General features: G+C 57.2%; 12 protein-coding genes. 7 read left to right on the top strand and 5 right to left on the bottom strand.

The genetic code is table 11. The features are described 5' to 3' along the window. Positions 1 to 4: 4 nt before the first annotated feature. The 3 genes from VEV40_RS13135 to VEV40_RS13125 all read right to left on the bottom strand — a co-directional run bounded on the left by VEV40_RS13135 (position 5) and on the right by VEV40_RS13125 (position 6,785). Positions 5 to 1,765 carry a tetratricopeptide repeat protein gene (locus VEV40_RS13135; protein WP_324832926.1) on the bottom strand — a complete coding sequence of 587 codons (1,761 nt, stop codon included), beginning with the start codon at positions 1,763 to 1,765 and terminating at the stop codon, positions 5 to 7. A 123-nt stretch (positions 1,766 to 1,888) separates the two neighbouring features. Continuing rightward, entirely contained in the window at positions 1,889 to 2,896 is a 1,008-nt protein-coding gene (locus tag VEV40_RS13130) for a tetratricopeptide repeat protein (RefSeq protein ID WP_324832923.1), read from the bottom strand. A gap of 256 nt (positions 2,897 to 3,152) precedes the next feature. Beyond that, the gene (locus VEV40_RS13125; protein ID WP_324832921.1) at positions 3,153 to 6,785 is read right to left on the bottom strand and encodes a carboxypeptidase regulatory-like domain-containing protein; all 3,633 of its coding nucleotides are present in this window, start codon (positions 6,783 to 6,785) and stop codon (positions 3,153 to 3,155) included. A gap of 377 nt (positions 6,786 to 7,162) precedes the next feature. On the opposite strand from VEV40_RS13125, the gene VEV40_RS13120 reads away from it, so the two are divergent. Together VEV40_RS13120 and VEV40_RS13115 are read left to right on the top strand one after the other, a co-directional pair. After that, a complete protein-coding gene (locus VEV40_RS13120) occupies positions 7,163 to 7,735 on the top strand; it encodes a redoxin domain-containing protein (protein ID WP_324832919.1) in 573 nt (190 codons plus the stop codon). A 98-nt stretch (positions 7,736 to 7,833) separates the two neighbouring features. After that, complete coding sequence (locus VEV40_RS13115) at positions 7,834 to 9,960, top strand: tetratricopeptide repeat protein (RefSeq protein ID WP_324832917.1); 2,127 nt, start codon at positions 7,834 to 7,836, stop codon at positions 9,958 to 9,960. Between the two features lie 56 nt (positions 9,961 to 10,016). Here the strand turns inward: VEV40_RS13115 and VEV40_RS13110 are convergent, their stop codons facing one another. Further along, positions 10,017 to 11,588 (bottom strand): SAM-dependent chlorinase/fluorinase, encoded by a 1,572-nt coding sequence (locus VEV40_RS13110; RefSeq protein WP_324832916.1) that lies wholly within the window; start codon positions 11,586 to 11,588, stop codon positions 10,017 to 10,019. A 108-nt stretch (positions 11,589 to 11,696) separates the two neighbouring features. Here VEV40_RS13110 and VEV40_RS13105 point away from each other — a divergent pair, with 108 nt between their 5' ends. The 5 genes from VEV40_RS13105 (at position 11,697) to fahA (ending at position 16,831) form a co-directional block, all read left to right on the top strand. Next, positions 11,697 to 12,566, top strand: coding sequence for a hypothetical protein (locus tag VEV40_RS13105; RefSeq protein WP_324832915.1), 870 nt, complete (start codon positions 11,697 to 11,699; stop codon positions 12,564 to 12,566). Beyond that, positions 12,563 to 13,303, top strand: a complete 741-nt coding sequence (locus tag VEV40_RS13100) for an NAD-dependent deacylase (RefSeq protein WP_324832914.1) — start codon at positions 12,563 to 12,565, stop codon at positions 13,301 to 13,303. The genes VEV40_RS13105 and VEV40_RS13100 overlap by 4 nt, the downstream gene beginning before the upstream one ends. A 77-nt stretch (positions 13,304 to 13,380) precedes the next feature. Further along, entirely contained in the window at positions 13,381 to 14,673 is a 1,293-nt protein-coding gene (gene hmgA, locus VEV40_RS13095; protein ID WP_324832913.1) for a homogentisate 1,2-dioxygenase, read from the top strand. Beyond that, a complete protein-coding gene (locus VEV40_RS13090) occupies positions 14,670 to 15,542 on the top strand; it encodes a hypothetical protein (protein ID WP_324832911.1) in 873 nt (290 codons plus the stop codon). Before hmgA ends, VEV40_RS13090 begins: the two co-directional genes overlap by 4 nt. Before the next feature lie 2 nt (positions 15,543 to 15,544). Then, entirely contained in the window at positions 15,545 to 16,831 is a 1,287-nt protein-coding gene (gene fahA, locus VEV40_RS13085; RefSeq protein WP_324832910.1) for a fumarylacetoacetase, read from the top strand. A 1-nt stretch (position 16,832) separates the two neighbouring features. Here the strand turns inward: fahA and VEV40_RS13080 are convergent. Continuing rightward, a partial coding sequence (locus VEV40_RS13080) for a copper homeostasis protein CutC (protein ID WP_324832909.1) occupies positions 16,833 to 17,451 on the bottom strand: 619 nt, incomplete at its 5' end.

Genomic DNA, 17,451 nt, shown 5'->3' with positions numbered 1-17,451 from the left:
TTTTCTAAGGCTGATTGGATTTGAGTGCGGCGGCTTTTGCTTTTTCCGATGCGGCGTCGGCAGTGCGTCCCTGGCGTTCATAGGCGGCGGCGAGTTGGGTGTGGGCCTCGGCGTAGGTTGGGTCGCTGGTGATCGCGTCCTGGTAGCGGTCAATGGCATCGGCAATCTGGCCTTTCTGCATGAGAAGATTGCCGGTGTTGGTGGCGAAGGTGGCGCGCTGCCGATTTACGGCGATGCGGGTGAGGTCGGCGGCGGTTTTGCGCTCGGCGGCGGCTTCGTCTTTCTTGCCCTGTTCCTGCAATACGCCGGCCAGAGTGATGTGCGTTCCGGGCTGGTTGGGCAGGAGCGTGATGGCTTTATGCAGGGCGGCAACGGCGTCGTCATATTTGCCCTGCTGCTTATAGACGCTGCCGAGAATGGCCCACCCGTCGCCGTTTTCCGGGCGACGGTCGAGGGCGGCGCGAAGCTGCGTGACAGCATCATCGAAGCGGCCCTGTTGCATATAGAGAATGCCGAGTGTGTAGGGAGGATCTGGCGAGGTGGTATCGAGCTTTGCCGCTGCTTCTAGTTCGGTGATCGCGTGGGGAAGGTCGTCCTTGAGCTTGAAGGCGAGGCCGAGGTTGTAGTGCAGTTGCGGATTTTCCGGGGCGAGCGCGATGCCGGCCCGGAACTCGCGGATAGCGTCGTCGAGATCGCTTTCCTGCAGATAGGCGACGCCGAGGTCCTGATGCGCAGTCGGATCATTGGGACTGATAGCGAGAGCGCGCTGATAATCGGGCACTGCTTCTTTCGCTTTGCCAATCTGCACGAGCGCCAAGCCAAGATTGGTGAGGGCGGTGGCGTTCTGCGGCTGCGCGACGACTACTTTCTCAAAGAGCGGAATGGCTTCCTGCTCTTTGCCTTCGCGCTGCAGCGCCATGGCGAACTGGTCGGTTGCTTCTGTCAGATTGGGATTGAGCGCGATGGCTTGCTGAAAGTGGGGGATGGCGTTTTCATCCTGATTGAGAGTGACGAAGGCTTTGCCCAGCTCAAGCTGCGCGACGGCGTTTTTTGGGTCGAGCTGCGCAGCGGTGTTCAACTCTTCAATGGCGGCTTGCGTCTGGCGCGTGGACGCGAGCACGACTCCCAGATGCAGATGCGCCGAGGCGAGACCGGGATCGCGATGCAGGGCCTGTTCAAAGGCATTCTGCGCTTCGGGCCAGTTTTGGGTTTGGGCGTAGATGGAGCCTAGCTGGTCGTAGAGCACAGCGCTCTGCGGAGACGTGGCGATGGCGGCTTTCGTCTCGCGAACTGCGGTGGAATACTGCTGCGTGGCGGCTAGCGCGCGGGCATATGCGGAGAGCAGGTCGGCGGAGAGCGGCTGCGATGAGTCGTTGTCCAGGCGCGCGAAAATGGGCAGCGCTTTTTGATTGGCGCTGGTTTGGGTGTAGGCGAGTGCGAGGTTCTCCTGCGCGGCGCGGTCTTCGGGTTTCAGGTGCAGCGCGGTTTCAAGCTCCGGGATCGCGGCGGTATATTCGCCCATCCGGTAAAGGACTGCGCCTAATGCGCTGTGGCCTTCTTCCACTTGCGGCGCTAATTGCACGGCGCGTTGAAATTGTTGGCGGGCAGTGATCAGGTCGCCGCTGGATGCGGCTGCGTATCCGGCACGGAAGGCGGTGGTGGCCTGTTGGAGGCGTGTTTCGGTAGGGGGATGGTTCTGCGCGGATACAGCGATGGCAGACGCAAGCAGGAGCAGGCAGGTGAGGAGTTGAGGGTGCGACGGCATGCAGGGCTGCAATAAGAGAAACCGGGAGAAAACCGCAGGTCCCTCCGCTTCCCCTTCGCGCTGCTCAGGGTTCGGTCGGGATGACAATTTATTTTGACGAATTATCCGCAAGATCGATCCACTCTAGTGCGGTGTTTCCATTGTAGAAGGATGCGAGGACTGAAGCTGTTCGGCGGCGTGGAATTCGCGGTTGGCGTCGTCCTTGCGGCCCTCCGCGCGATAAACCTGCCCGAGAAGGTAATGCGGGATGTAGTTGCCGGGATCCATCTGGCGGGCGCGTTCCAGATACATTCCCGCCATGACTGGGTTTTGCCTGCCGAGCATGAGCTTTCCCAGCAGGATGTATGGGCCAGTGGCGTTTGGCTCCAGCAGCACGGCGCGGTCGAGGGCGTGCTGTGCTTCGGGATATTGTTTGTTGCGCAGATACGCGTCGCCTAGGCGGTCGTAGACCTCGCCGTTGAGCGGGTTGATCAGGACTTCTTTTTGAAATTCTGTGATTGCTGTTGCGGTGTCTCCGCCTGCAAGGGCGATTTCGCCGAGAAGCTGATGCGCCAGCGGCAGACTGGGGTTTAACTGGACGGCTTTGGTTGCCGAGGCGCGGGCGGCAGGCGTGTTTTCCTGATGGAAGAACATGCGCGCGGCGAGCAGATACGCCTGCGCGGAATCAGGTGGGAAGCCGTATTGCGCGGCAAAGGCATGGCGGGCGTCATCATTGCGTCCTACCTGCATATAGGAGACGCCGAGAACGTAGTTCGGGTCGATGTTTGCGTCGGGGACGGAGGCGCGGGCCTGTTCGAGCAGCAGGATCGCGTCAGCGGCACGGCCCATGCGGAACAGCGTCACCCCGCGCATCTGCATGGCTTCGGTATCTTTGGGGTCTTGAGCCAGTGCTTTAGCGAAGGCCGCGTCGGCCTCGGTGAGGTTGTTTTGCTCGTAGAAGATAAGGCCGCGCAAGTGTTCGACGCCAGTTGGTTCCGGCGTTTGTTTGGCCAGCGTGTCGAGTTGAATGAATGCCTGGTCGAGCTTGCCCTGGGTGAAGAGCTGGCGGGCCTCGCTAAGTGATGGGGTTGGGGGCTGTTGTGCGCCGGCAAGTATCGTGCAGAGGGCGAGGATTCCCAGGGTGTATTTCACAGATCGGTACCCTCTATGGCTGGGAAAATGGCGGGATTAAAAGGCTCTTTTATCTGAGATCGCTTCACCTTCGGTTCCGCTCCGGCCTACGGCAGTAAGGTCGGGCCTTTCAGCCCATGCTCTACTTAGGTGGGCTGAAGCCCACCGCTTCTACCGATTGCCTTTGATGAAAGCCCATATATATAGCTGAGGGAAGTGTATCCAAAAAAGATAAGGGGAGCGATTTGCTCCCCTTATCGGTGTGTTGCCAGTCCGGCTAGAACTGGACGCGCAGCGAGAACTGCAACTGCCGCGGGTTGGTGTAGACGTTAAGCGCCGGCTCCGATGTGATAACTCCGTCGCTGCCTGTTTGCGTGGTGCCCGGATTGCCGGCATTGATGTAGTTGAAGCCGTTGTAAGCGTCCACGCGGAACTGGGCCAGAAGGCTCTCATGTATAGGGAAGTTCTTCTGGAGCGACAGGTCAGTGTTGAAGAACGCCGGCCCATAGACAGAGTTCCGGCCCATGGTGCCAATCTGGTCCAATCCAGCTTGCGGGAAGCGGCTGGCGGGGACATCCGCAGCAGTGAAGTATGTGCGCGAGTGGCTGACTGGATTAAACCCGGTAAGGTGATGCCTGACCTGCAGACCGCTGCCATTGGGGTAGCAGGGAGCGCTGCCTGGAACAGAAGCACCGCATCCGCCGCCAACGCCGAGGGTGAAGGGCAGACCACTTGACCAGGTCAGGACAGGGCTGAACTGCCAGCCGCCGATGATCTGATTGACGATTCCGTTGGCGTTGCCCACGAACATCTGGTTCCTGCCGAAGGGCAGTTGATAGGTGCCGTAGAGAATGAACTGCTGTTCGCGGATGGCGTCGTCGCGTCCTTTGACAGCGGATTTGTCCCATGTGGCGTAGCCGCCGTTGAAGTTATAACCACGCTGCCACGCGTAGTTGGCGTTGAACGACAAGCCACGCGTGAACTGCTTGGAGAGGGTGGCCTGCAGGGAGTTGAATTCCGTGTCCTGGTCGTCACCGTAGTAGCTGACTCCGTTGGTCCATCCGCACATTCCGGGCTGGATGCCGGGTTCGCCGATGGGCGTGGCGTAATCCGGGCTCTGGCATGCGGCAAGCGTACCACCGTAGTACCGGGAGAGGAAGTTGGAGACGGAGGTCCCGTTATTCGCTGAGATTCCGGATGCGACGCTCGGGTCATAGTGCAGCGTCTGCCCGTTGATGCTGTAGTTGGCAGGTAGGAAGATACCGGCCTCGTTGGGGTTGGTGGTATTGCCGTCGCCGGCGCTGAGTGTATGCGTCCCCTTATTGCCGACATAAGCCAGGGTTGCGGAAAGTGTAGGCGTGATGGCGCGCTGAATGCTGAGGTTCCAGGCATCCAGGGTTGGCAGCCTCAAACCGTCAGGCCGTGCCTTCACGTTGACTGCGTATCCCGGAGACGGCAGCAGACCATTACTGGGTACGGACGGGAATACATAAGCAGCTGGACCAGTGCTCAGGTTGAAGGCATATGACGTTGTGGTTGGAGACGAAATGGATTGATTGGCCAGCACAGGGATGTTTTGCGTTACGTTGTGACCGAAGATGGAGCCAAAGACGCCGATGTCGAAGCTGCGTCCGTATCCGGCGCGAATAACGGTGTTTGGATCAAGCTGATAGGCGAGGCCGATGCGTGGGTTCCAGGCATTGGACGGCAGGCTCCAGTTCATGTTGGTGCCGATGTTTCCGTAGCCGGCGACGCGAAGGAAGCCGTCCTTCAGGTTCATCAGAGCGCCATTTCCTTTGCCGTTTACGGATTCAGGGAAGTAGAACTCATAGCGAAGGCCGAGGTTCAGGGTGAGGTTGGGGGTCACGCGCCAGGTGTCCTGTCCGTAGAAGAAGAACCGCTTCTGGAACTCCTTGGCATTGGTGGAGACGCTGACGTATCGGCTGAAGTTGGTTACATCACCCAGCACAAAGGTGGCGAAGCCATTACCAGCCGAGGCGCCGTTCAGCGATGTCGGGCCGGGATCGAATCGTAATTGACCCGTGCGGTTGCTGTCACTCGGTACGCGCAGGTTACGGGCATAGCGCAAGTCGGCCCCGAACTTGATGGAATGATTGCCGACGATCTTGGTCCAGTTATTGACGAGCTGGAACTGGTCTTCCTTTTCCGTGAGCGGGCAGTTGCAGCGGTTGACGTTCAAGCCGCTGCCATACTGTGCGCCCTGGTTCTGGCCCTGGTTAGCTGTCCCGGTACCGAAAGTATCGGATTCAGCAATCTGGAAGGCGGGCGCGCCGGAGGTTGCTCCGCCCACATTCAATCCGGGGATGCCAAGCGCGGTTGCGAAGTCCGTCGTCTGGTCATATTTCGAAGTGATGATGTTATAACGGTAGTAACCTACGCGGAAGTCGGTGAGCAGGCTGGGACTGATCGCTATGTCAGCGCCGGCAGCCAGACTGTCATTTGCTCCTTTGGAAGTGCCGCCGTAACCCTGGAGACCGAAGCCGGTTCCTCCAGCATCGCCGAACATGGTTTTACCGGTAAGCGTGTCGGTGAAGCGGCTGAAGCGCTCAAAGACGTGGGTCTTGGAGTTTGCCTGCCAGTCCACGCGTTCATCCCACTGATCATCGTTGAAGAGACCGGTGCCGCTCAGGGCATAGTTGTTCTTTGTGCCCCCTACGTTACCGCTCGTATTCGGATAATACTGAGGTTGATTCAGCAAGGTGAGCAGCGCCAGCGCCTGTGATGAGAGCTTGGCAGTTGGGATTACGTTGCCGGGAAAGGGAACAGAGGTCCCGCTGGAATTGTCGTAGATAAGCTGAGGAATGCCGGTGGCGCTTGCGTAATCGCTGAAGTCGCAGCCGGGTATGCCACTGGGGCCGACTCGCTGGCCCAGGCATGACTGTGTGAGCAATGGCGTCGGGACAGTGGCTGACTGCGAAATGCCGACCTTCTGGCGAACTCCCTGGTAATCGCCGAAGAAGAACAGCCTGTCTTTAATGATTGGGCCGCCGATTGATCCGCCAAACTGGTTCTTCAACCCACCCGGAATGAATTGCCCTGTCACGGGATCGCGTGAGGACTGCGAGTAGGGATCGCGGGCGAGATTGGCATTGCTTTCGCGGTAATCGAATGCGCTGCCGTGGAAGCTGTTCGAGCCGGATTTCGTCTGCGCGGAAACGAAGGAGGAAACAGCCTTGCCGAACTCGGCGTCAAAATTCTGCGTCGTGATTTTGGTTTCAGAAAGCGCGTCGAGCGGTGGGTTGATGACGATGATGCCGAGAATGGGGTCCTGGTTGTCGGTGCCGTCAAGCGTAAAAGCAACACCGCCGAAGGCCTGGCCATCGACCTGAATCTGCTTGCTGGCCTGCGGATTTTCCGATGCGGCATGGCCCCAGCCGAGAGGCTGTGCGCCGGGCAGAAGCAACTGGATATTGGTGAAGTTGCGGTCCGGCAGCGGGACATCGGAGATGGTCTGGGTCGAGAACTCGGTCGATACGTCAGCGCGATCCGTCTTCAGGACGGGGATGGCATCGGCATTGACGGTGACCGTCTGCGAAGCGCCTCCCACTGTGAGCTGCGCATCTACTTTCGGCGCGGTATCGGCGAAGACCTTAATGCCCTTTGCCTCGAAATTCTGGAAGCCGGAGACACTTACTTTCACGTCATAGGAATCAGGCACAAGGTGATCGACGGTGTACGCACCGGATTCATTGCTTTGGACGGTGACGACGGTCCCCTTGGCCTCATCGGTGACAGTGACCGTGGCGTTGGGGATGACTGCGCCTGTGTTGTCAGTTACGGTGCCATAGATGGAGCCGTAAACCGCCTGGGCATGGGATGTGAGTGGTATGAATGCGAGCAGAGCAGCGCCCAGACCGCAGGCAAGAGCCTTGCATATGCGAGTGATCATGTGGTCTCCCAAAAACGTTGGTGCTGTTGTCGCCCTTCGCATGCCGTCTTTATCCTTCCTGGAATTTTCCGGAAGCAGCGCGCGTAAAAGCGAGTCTCTTTATCTGGTTTTGAAGACGGTCCTCTGTCAAATACAACAGGAAGCAGCGCTCCATATGTCGCTGCATAACTACCGTTTCGCGTCAAAGGTACACTGCCTCTGACGAGGAAAAACTATAGCGACCATCGATTGCGCTTGTCAAGGAATAGCAAAAGGTGGGGAAGCAAGGTTTGCAATAGGTCAGAATCAGCTACAAGCCGATTTGCCTGCGAACGTTTGGCCGGCCAGATGACTACCTGTAAAAAAATAATTTGCGAGTTGTATATTTGGGCGAGACCATGCGCCAACTCTGCACAATCGCAATGCTGTTGCTCGGCTGGGTGGTGGCAGGACAGGCGCAGCGCTACGGCGTGAATCTGAATGGTGCGCCTGTGACGGAGCTCGTGCTTCCAGGAAAGCGCGTGCTGGTGCTTTTCTTTGCCGCTTCGGATTGTCCAATTTCCAACCGGTACCTTCCCGAAATGGAGCGACTTCAACATGAATTTGCCAATCGGGGAGCGCAGTTCCGGGAGGTGTATCCCAATCCCGGAGATACTACGTCGGTCGTCAGACAACACAGCACCGAGACAGGCGACGCAACGGACATTGTGATCGATCGTGAGCAGTCCCTGGTCGAGATGGCGCATGTTACGGTCACTCCAGAAGCTGCGGTTTTCGTCCGTGATGGCAGCGGTCTGCATGAGGTGTATCGCGGGCGAATCGATGACCGATATCTCGATCTCGGATCGGAGCGGCCGCGCGCTTTTCACCATGACCTGGAGAACGCGATTGGGGCCGCTTTGGGCAACAAGCCTGTTCCGCAGCCGGGTGGTCCGTCGGTGGGCTGCGCGATTGTGACGCGCCAGCCATGATGATGAATCGGCTGATTTGCGCGTGCGTCTGTGGACTTGCTTCTCTCTTCGTAGCCGTGAAGGTTGCAAGTAGACATGTACGCGCCGCGGACGCGCCCGTGACATACGCTCACCAGATCGCGCCGATTCTCTACAAGGACTGCACGACATGCCACCATCCCGGAGGAGCCGGGCCATTCAGCCTGATGGCTTATGCCGACGCGCGCCGCTGGGGACCGCAGGTGCTGCGCGTAACACAAAGCCGTTATATGCCGCCTTGGCTTCCAGAACCGGGCTACGGCGACTTTGCCGACAATCGCAGATTGTCTGATTCGGATCTCGATCTTATTCGGCAATGGGTCAGTACAGGTATGGCGCAGGGCGACTTGGCGGATGCTCCCGCGCCGCCGCATTACAACGCGACTTGGGAACTGGGCACGCCCGATCTGGTGCTGAAGACGGCGAGGCCATACACGCTGGCCGCATCGGGCACCGACGTTTTTCGCAATTTCGTTCTGCCGTATCCGCTTAAGCAGACGCACTACATCCGCGCCGTGGAGATTCGTCCGGGCATGCCGCAGATCGTGCATCATGCGAACCTGCTGATCGACCGCACGGCCTCATTCCGGCGCGCTCATCCGAATGATTGGCAGGATGGCGTCGCGGGAATGGAGTTGCAGGTGGATGCGGGAAGCATGTTCGATCCAGACAGCCATTTTCTTTTCTGGAAGCCGGACACGCCGGTGCTGATGGAGCCGGAAGGGATGCCGTGGCGGCTCGATCCGGGCAATGACCTGATTTTGAACATGCACTTCAAGCCCTCAGGCAAACCGGAAACCATGCAGGCTGAGGTGGGGCTGTATTTCACAGATAGGCCCCCGGAAAAACAGCCAATGCTGTTGCAACTGGAGGATGACGAGGCGCTCGATATCCCGGCAGGAGCACGCGATTTTGTTGTCCAGGATGAGATGAAATTGCCAGTGGATGTCGACGTGCTGGGGGTGTATCCGCACGCGCATTACCTAGGCAAAGATTTACAAGGATATGCCATTCTCCCGACGGGCGAGAAGAAGTGGCTGATCTGGATTCGCAACTGGGATATCGACCGGCAATCAGTCTATCGCTATCGCAAGCCGGTGTTTCTTCCTAAAAAGACGGTGCTGCACATGCGCTACACTTATGACAATTCCAGCACCAACATTCACAATCCGAACGATCCGCCAGTGCGCGTGAGGGCAGGGAACCGCTCGGTGGATGAGATGGGGCATCTGTGGCTGCAGGTGCTGCCGGTGAACCAGCGTCTGGGCGGGCTTGATCCGCGCATTCTGCTGGAACAGGAATGGATGCAGAACAAACTGCGCAAGAATCCGAAGGACACGATTGCGCTGTTCAATCTTGCCGGCGCATACATGGGCGAGGGTGATTATCAGAAGGCGGCCGCTACTTATCAGCGCGAGCTTGCAGTTGACTCCGGTGATACGCGGACGTTGACGGCCCTGGGCGTTGCCTATGAAAAGGCGGGTGATTCGCAGCAGGCGGTTGAGGCCTATCAAAAGGCAATCAGTCTTGATTCAGGATCGATGGATGCCCAGTTTGATCTAGGGCGTCTTGAGTTGAACCACGACAATGTGGCACGTGCCGAGGAGCAGTTCAGAGCCATCCTACGGCAGACGCCGGACGATGCCAGCGCGCATAGCGGCCTGGGTCTGGCATTGCTGAAGGAGCAGGAGCCGGAAGCGGCGCAGGCGGAGTTCGACAAGGCGCTGAAGCTGAATCCGCAAGATGCTACAGGGCTCGATGGCTCGGCGCAGCTCGCGATTGCGTCGGGTAATCCCGCGCACGCTGTCGATCTGCTCGAAGACGCGGTCAAGCAGGATGGCAAGGATGCGGAAATGCGCGAGCATCTGGCGATGGCCTATGTTCAGACAAATCGTTTCGGCGATGCTGCCACGCAATTGAGGGCCGCAACAACAATAACACCGGATGATCCAATGGCTCACGCCCTGTTGTCACAGGTGCTCACTACTACAGGGCAGCTGCAGGATGCAATTCTGGAACAACAAAAGGCCCTGCAACTGAACTCGAATGATGCCGACGGCTGGAATAACCTGGGTGTGCTGGACGCTAGAGAAGGGAAAACAGCAGAAGCGCGCGAGGCTTTCGAGCATGCGCTGAGGCTTGAGCCAAATCACGCCCAGGCGCGAGCGAATCTCGCGCGCTTACAGGCCAGTGCAGGAAAGTTTTAGCACTTCCGATTTGCGCAGCAGAAGCGTCATTGTGGAACGTTTGCGCGCCCTATGGCTCATTTTTTCGGAATGAAGAGATCCACCGGTGGGGTAATTTTATACGTCTGGGCGAAATTGCGTTGATTCAGCCCCATGCTCAGGCGTCCGCGCGAATCGATGTAGAAGAGCGGCTTGCCGATTGGCACATCGCTGAATGTCTTCTTGAAAGGAAATTCGTATTTGTGTCCGTTCAGCGTAACCGGAACGGTATCACCGAGCTGATAGCCAAGTTTAGCAAACGTGTCGGCAGGAACATTCAGAATCAGGTTTCCGAAAGGTCCATCCGTCCCAATCACTTGCCCATTCAGTCCTTTATCATCCACAGTTGCGTAATGAACGTCGATGCGCACCAGCTTTGAAACGTCCAGTTCGGGTCCGGCCTGGGTCCAGTCGTCACCGCGTGCCAGGTGCGCGCCTGCTGGCGAGAAAATATCGCGCCCGTGAAATGTTGAAGAGAGTTTGGCTCCGATCATCCATTCGGGGTTGGTGATTTCGCGCGCGCCTTCAATGCCGTCGCGGTCCTGTACCAGAGTTAGCAGACCGTTATCCGGAAGCACGAAGTATTGGCCTACTTTAGATTTGGCGATAATAGCCTTGCGGGTACTGCCGACGCCCGGGTCGACAACAACGACAAACACAGCGTCTTTTTGAAAATAGGGTGCTGAGCCTGCCAGAAATCGCGCGCCTTCGGCAATATCGAAGGGATTGACTTGGTGCGTAATGTCAATCACATGCACACCAGGCGCAATGCCATCCATGACTGTTTTGCAAATGCCAACGGCGTCATCCCGTACATCGAAGTCTGTCATAAACCCAATGGTGTGCAGCGGGGCAGGTGGCATAGTGGTCTGCACCGTGTTGCAGCCTGAAGAGATGAGGCAGAACGCCAGCATCGAAAAGGACAGCAGGGACTTACGCAGAGTAGAGGTCAAGGCTAGATCTCCTGAATAGAAAGCAGGGATGGCGTTGCTAATGACTGTATCAGGTGCCCTGGCAGGACAAAGCAAAAGCGATGATAGTATTGCCGTGCTGCCCGGTTGCAGCCTCGACACTGTGGTCAACTCGGTTTCTAAAGCGTCCGTCTCAATGCGCATCTCGCAAGCCGCGATTTCTGCTTCGCTTGCGCCGTGATAGCAGAGCTCGCATACCCCAAGGCCGTCTTCGGAACGGACTGGCGGGCCAAAGACGCGGCAGGTCATAGGTCGCGCGCCGTACAAATCGCACATTCCTGTTTCCGGGTCCAGCACCGGACATACTTCATCGTTTGCAAAGTCGGCAAATCGCTCCTGGGCTTCTGCAGATTCGTCGAGGATACCTGTCTGCGGGTTACCGGGAAATTCATCTGCAATACGCTCAACTGACTGCCTCACCCGTTCAAGTAAACGCCCAGCTCGCGCCGGATCAACTTCCTCAAGCTGCCGGAGCCCAGTGCGCAGGCGTTCAGCATCGAGCTGGCTGATGGCAAACGCTCCTACACAGCATTGCGTGCATCCCGGGTGGCACACCAACCACTCGCGGCTGCGGCGCGCTGTGTCGGCCAGGGCGGCATCGATGATCTGCACAAGTTGCTGATCGCCGGAGGGGAGCATGATTCAAGCATAGCCGGAAAATAGATGCAAACCTGCCATGGATTCTGATGGGAAGGCATCCCACCTGATGGGTTGTATTCTGTCATCAACTACCCGCAGGAGATTTGCTTGTTGCCAACAATTTGCTCATGGAAGCGGAAGAGCATCTCCGTTTTTCGTGTTGTTTTCGTTGCGCTATTTCTTTTGGTTGCGGCCGGACAGCTTTTGGCGCAGGACAATTACGAGATTCAGGTCTATGGTTCCGACACGGTCGCGCCTAAAACCACGATGGTTGAGTTACACAGCAATTTCACGGTGGATGGATCGAAACCCATTCCGGGCTCGGAATACACCGCAGACGGAACATATCCAACAAACCATGCGCTGCATGAAACCGTTGAAATTACGCAGGGTCTTACCAATTGGTCGGAGGTTGGTTTTTACATCTTCACCAGCGCGCGCAGCGGACAGGGCATTCAATGGGTGGGGGATCATATCCGTCCGCGCGTGCGCGCCCCAGACAGTTGGCACTGGCCAGTAGGTGCGAGCCTCTCGATGGAAATTGGTTATCAGCGGCGCGATTTTTCGACCGACACGTGGACCTGGGAGATTCGGCCCATCATTGATAAACAGATTGGACGCTGGTACTTTTCGCTGAATCCAACTCTGGACAGGTCGTTTCACGGCGAGAGTGTTTCGCAGGGCGTTACCTTTTCTCCCAACGTCAAAATCAGTTATGACTTCACAAAGGTCATCGCGGGCGGGCTTGAGTACTACGCTTCGTACGGGCGACTCGGCGACTTCGACAATTTTCACGACCAGCAGCAGCAGTTTTTCCCTGCGATCGATCTCAATGTCTCTCCGAAATGGGAGATCAACTTCGGCGTAGGCATAGGCCCAACAGCAGCCACCGATCATCTAATTGTCAAAGGAATCATTGGCAGGCGATTTGACTGGTCGGGCCATCATGAACATGACAGAGGTGTGAATTCACAATGAGCGCGGGCATCCATGTTGCGGCGGGCGATTGCGTGTTCGTGCTCACGGGCGCGGGCATCAGCGCGGAGAGTGGCCTTCCTACGTTTCGCGACAGCGATGGCTTATGGAGTGGTCATCGCGTGGAAGACGTAGCGACTCCGGAGGCATGGGAAGCAAACCCGGAACTGGTCTGGCGGTTTTACTCCATGCGGCGGCGCGACGCGCAAAGGAGTGAGCCCAACCCCGCGCACCATGCCTTTGCCGCGCTCGAATCGCAGATTGGAGACAGGTTCTTTCTCTGCACGCAGAATGTCGATGACTTGCATGAGCGCGCCGGATCGCGCAATCTGGTCCACATGCATGGAGAACTTTTCTCCTCGCGTTGTGAGTCGGAATGCGGCGCTGCTGCTATCGCTGACAAGAATCTCTACGAATCGATTACGCAGATCCCAACCTGCTCCTGCGGCGCCCGGATTCGACCGAACATTGTCTGGTTTGGTGAGTATCCGCTGGAAATGGACCGCATCATGCGCGAGATCGATCGTTGCAGTGTAATGGTCGTTGTTGGCACGTCGGGAAATGTTCACCCGGCAGCAAGCTTCGTGCACTGGGCCAATCAGCGCAATTTGCCGGGAGAAGCAAAAGTCAGGACATATTACATCGGGCCGGAGCCGCCGCTGAACGCGAGTGCATTCACGGAGGTCATCCTGGGCAAGGCTGGCGAGGTGCTGCCGGGACTTTTTACAGTTGAGGCATAGGCATTGAGGCGTTTGCCAAAGCTGCGCATCTCCGGGTAGCTTATAGAGTTTTGACGCCATTGCGTCAGGGAGACGTGATGTCATCCTCCGCGCTCAAGTATCAGTCGGGATTCGGGAATGAATTTGCCACCGAAGCGGTCTCTGACGCTCTGCCGCAGGGACAGAACGCGCCACAGAAGCATTCGCTGGGCCTTTACACAGAGCAGTTCAGCGGAACGTCTTTTACTTCGCCGCGGCATGTCAACCGGCGCACCTGGACTTACCGCATCAGGCCATCAGTAACGCACAAGCCGTATGAGGAGCATCCTGCGGGATTGATCCGCAGCGGGCCGTTTACTGAAGTTCCCACGCCGCCCAATCAGCTTCGCTGGGACCCTCTGCCTGTTCCGTCTGAACCCACGGACTTTATCGACGGCATCATCACGCTTGGCGGCAACGGCGATCCCGCGATGCAGACCGGAGTCGGCATTCACGTCTATGCCATCAACAAGTCGATGGACGACCGCTTCTTCTACAACGCGGACGGAGAATTGCTGCTGGTTCCGCAGGATGGCGCGCTGCGTCTCCATACGGAGCTGGGCATAATTGGCGCTGCTCCGGGAGAAATCTGTGTGCTGCCGCGCGGGTTGAAATTCCGCGTCGTACTTGAAGAAAAATCCGCGCGGGGATACATCTGCGAGAACTACGGGCAGCAGTTTCGTCTGCCCGAGCTTGGCCCGATCGGGGCCAATGGATTAGCGAACGCGCGCGACTTTCACTATCCCATTGCTGCATATGAAGATCGCGAAGGTAGTTTCCGGATTATCAGTAAATTCCTGGGCAATTTGTGGAACGCGGAGATCGATCATTCACCGCTGGACGTAGTTGCCTGGCATGGCAACTACGCGCCTTATAAATACGACCTGAAGAACTTCAACTGCATCAACACGGTTTCCTTTGACCATCCTGACCCATCGATCTACACGGTGCTCACCGCGCCCAGCGTCATAGCGGGCACGGCGAATGTAGACTTCGCCATCTTTCCGCCGCGCTGGATGGTGGCCGAGCACACCTTCCGGCCGCCGTGGTTCCATCGCAATATGATGAATGAGTTCATGGGACTTATCTTCGGGCAATATGATGCGAAGACCGAAGGCTTTGTTCCCGGTGGAGCGAGCCTGCACAACTGCATGGCTGGACATGGACCGGACGCGGAGACATTTGAGCGCGCCAGCTCCGCAGGGTTGAAGCCGCAGTACCTGGGGAACACGCTGGCCTTTATGTTTGAGACGCAGCTGGCCGTGCGCCCTACGAAATTCGCTCTGGAGACAAAAATTTTGCAGCACGAATACTACGAGTGCTGGCAGGGGCTGAAGAAGCACTTCAAATGACAGCCATACACTCTCTGCTCGCAGGAGTCATCGACTATGCGGGACTTTTTCCGCCAGCGTCGCTCGATATGCAGACATCTGTACGCAACTACTCCGCGTATCGGGCGAGTGATGAAGCGTGGATGCTGGGACGCTTCATTGTTCCGGCGCAAAGGCTGGTGGAGTTCTCAGCGGCATTTTCTGAAACATGCTGCGACGAGCAAATGTCTCCCTGGCTGTTAAGTGTTCTGAGCACGGGCGATGCAAATGAAGACGCGCGTTTCATCGAGGCATTCAATGAAGGCGCGGCTTTTCTTGATGCGATTGAACTCAAAACGGCTGATGTCGTGCAGGCGGAACGGCAGTTACGTTTAGTGCCGTCGGGCATGGCCGCTTACGTCGAGTTTCCCCTGGGACTCAGTGACGGGATTTTTCCTGTGCTTAAACAATTTGAAGCGAGGGCAAAGATTCGCACCGGCGGCATTACGGCGGACGCGATTCCCGAAGCGCAGAAGGTAACGAAATTTCTTGTCGCGTGCGCAAAGGCCAGAGTTTCATTCAAAGCCACTGCGGGATTGCACCATCCGCTGCGTTCGGCTCAGAAGCTCACTTATGAGGAAAACAGCGCCACTGCCATCATGCATGGGTTTATCAATCTATTTGTAGCAGCGATGGTTGCATATCGCGGTGCGGCTGTCGAAGAAGTGATGGAGGCGATCACAGAGGAATCGCCTGGCGCATTTCAATGGAAAAAGAACACGCTGATATGGCGAAATCACCGCTTCTCAGAAAAGCAGATCAAAGAGACGCGCGAGAATTTTGCCATTGGATTCGGTTCCTGCTCTTTCATTGAGCCGGTTCATGATCTGAAAGCGCTGAGGTGGCGCTGACGATGGAAACAAGCTGGGTCGAGTCCGCGAATGGCAACGCAACGGATTTTCCCTTGCAGAATCTGCCGTTCGGAGTGTTCTCCACTCGCGGTTGTGATTCGCGTATCGGCGTAGCAATCGGCGATAAGGTGCTCGACGTGCGCGCCTGCGCCGAGCAGGGGCTTCTGCGTGCCTTAAATCCGGCGCTTCAGCAAGTATGTACCGCGCCGACACTTAATCGCCTTATGTCGCATGGACGACGGGCTTCAACAGCATTGCGCATACGGCTTACTGAGTTGCTTCGGTCAGATGCTGTGGCGGAAATACGCAACAAGGTCGAGCGGCTCCTGCGTCCGGCTGCAGAAGTCACCATGCACCTGCCTGCCATCATCGGAGATTACACTGATTTCTACGCATCGATTTATCACGCGGGTAATGTCGGCAAGTTGTTCCGTCCTGAGAATCCGCTGCTTCCGAACTACAAATATGTGCCCATTGGCTATCATGGCCGCGCGTCTTCCATTATTGCTAGCGGAGCGGAAATCAAACGGCCCAGCGGCCAGACAAAAGCGCCAGATGCTGAATATCCTAATTTCGGCCCGACACGTCTGCTCGATTACGAACTTGAGGTTGGCTTCTTTGTGGGCGAGGGCAATGCTCGCGGTGCTGTCATTCCTCTGAGCGGGGCAGAAAGCCACATCTTCGGGCTTTGCCTGGTGAATGACTGGTCGGCACGCGACATTCAGGCATGGGAGTACCAGCCGCTGGGGCCATTTCTGGCCAAGAATTTCGCCACGACCATTTCTCCATGGATTGTGACGATGGATGCGCTGGAACCGTTCCGCGTTCCGGCATTCGAGCGCGATGCGGGAGATCCCAAGCCACTGCCTTATCTCAGCGCTGAAGCAAATGAGCAGAGCGGTGGATTCGACATTACGCTCGAAGTCTGGCTCTCGTCGCAGCGCATGCGCGACGCAGGTCAACAGCCCGTGCGCTTGAGCAAGGGCAATACACGCGATTTGTACTGGACGCTGGCACAAGTGCTTACGCACCATGCGAGCAACGGGTGTAATTTGCAGCCTGGTGATTTGCTGGCATCGGGAACGGTCTCTGGTCCAGTGAAAGAATCCGTGGGATGCCTGCTGGAAATGACACGGCGAGGAGTGGAACCAATTCCGCTTCCGGGCGGCGAGATGCGAAAATTTCTTGAAGATGGAGACGAGGTTGTTTTTCGCGGATATTGCGAACGGAAAGGCCATCCGCGCATCGGCTTCGGCGAGTGCCGCGGTGTGATTCTTCCCGCTTTATGAATTACAGGTTCAGAATTTCCACTACGTTTCGGACTGCGGCTTCAGGCGTTACGAAGCGGATATATTCGCGCCCTTCAACGCCACCCATGGGTATCTCGGCTTTGCGGAATGTCATGCCGCTACGCGTTTCTTTTTCAAGAGCGACATGCACTTCGCGCGCGCCGGTCGTCTCCAGAATCGACAAGACATTGTGCTGGGTGATTCCACAGCCGGGCATGACGATGATGCGATCTTTTGCAGCTTTCACCATCTTTGCCACCATCGATGCGCCGTCTACGACGGAAGGCTCGCCTCCGGAGGTCAACACGCGTGCTGCGCCAGTGGAAATCACGTCTTCGAGTGCTTTCAGCAGATCGCGCGACACGTCAATGGCGCGATGAAAGGTGACCGGCAACGGACGCGCCAGATCGACAACTAGTCGCGTGCGTTCAACATCAACAGTGCCGTCGGCGCACAACAGCCCCAGCACAATGCCGTCCGCGCCAAGCTCTTTTGCGATGTGAATATCGTGCTGCATCGACGCGAATTCCGAGTCGGTATAAAGAAAATCGCCGCCACGTGGACGAATCATCACATTGATGGCGATCTTTGCATTTTCACGCGCGGCGCGAATGGTTCCG

This window comes from Alloacidobacterium sp., assembly GCF_035631355.1.
In the GTDB taxonomy this organism is placed as follows: Bacteria; Acidobacteriota; Terriglobia; order Terriglobales; family Acidobacteriaceae; genus Alloacidobacterium.
Note: the sequence above shows the minus strand (reverse complement) of the source record. Positions and strands in the feature narration are given on the sequence as shown.

Coding starts and splice junctions, on each gene's coding strand:
- VEV40_RS13135 (WP_324832926.1), bottom strand. CDS start 1,765: ATGCCGTCGCACCCTCAACTCCTCACCTGCCTGCTCCTGCTTGCGTCT.
- VEV40_RS13125 (WP_324832921.1), bottom strand. CDS start 6,785: ATGATCACTCGCATATGCAAGGCTCTTGCCTGCGGTCTGGGCGCTGCT.
- VEV40_RS13120 (WP_324832919.1), top strand. CDS start 7,163: ATGCGCCAACTCTGCACAATCGCAATGCTGTTGCTCGGCTGGGTGGTG.
- VEV40_RS13110 (WP_324832916.1), bottom strand. CDS start 11,588: ATGCTCCCCTCCGGCGATCAGCAACTTGTGCAGATCATCGATGCCGCC.
- VEV40_RS13100 (WP_324832914.1), top strand. CDS start 12,563: ATGAGCGCGGGCATCCATGTTGCGGCGGGCGATTGCGTGTTCGTGCTC.
- hmgA (WP_324832913.1), top strand. CDS start 13,381: ATGTCATCCTCCGCGCTCAAGTATCAGTCGGGATTCGGGAATGAATTT.
- VEV40_RS13090 (WP_324832911.1), top strand. CDS start 14,670: ATGACAGCCATACACTCTCTGCTCGCAGGAGTCATCGACTATGCGGGA.
- fahA (WP_324832910.1), top strand. CDS start 15,545: ATGGAAACAAGCTGGGTCGAGTCCGCGAATGGCAACGCAACGGATTTT.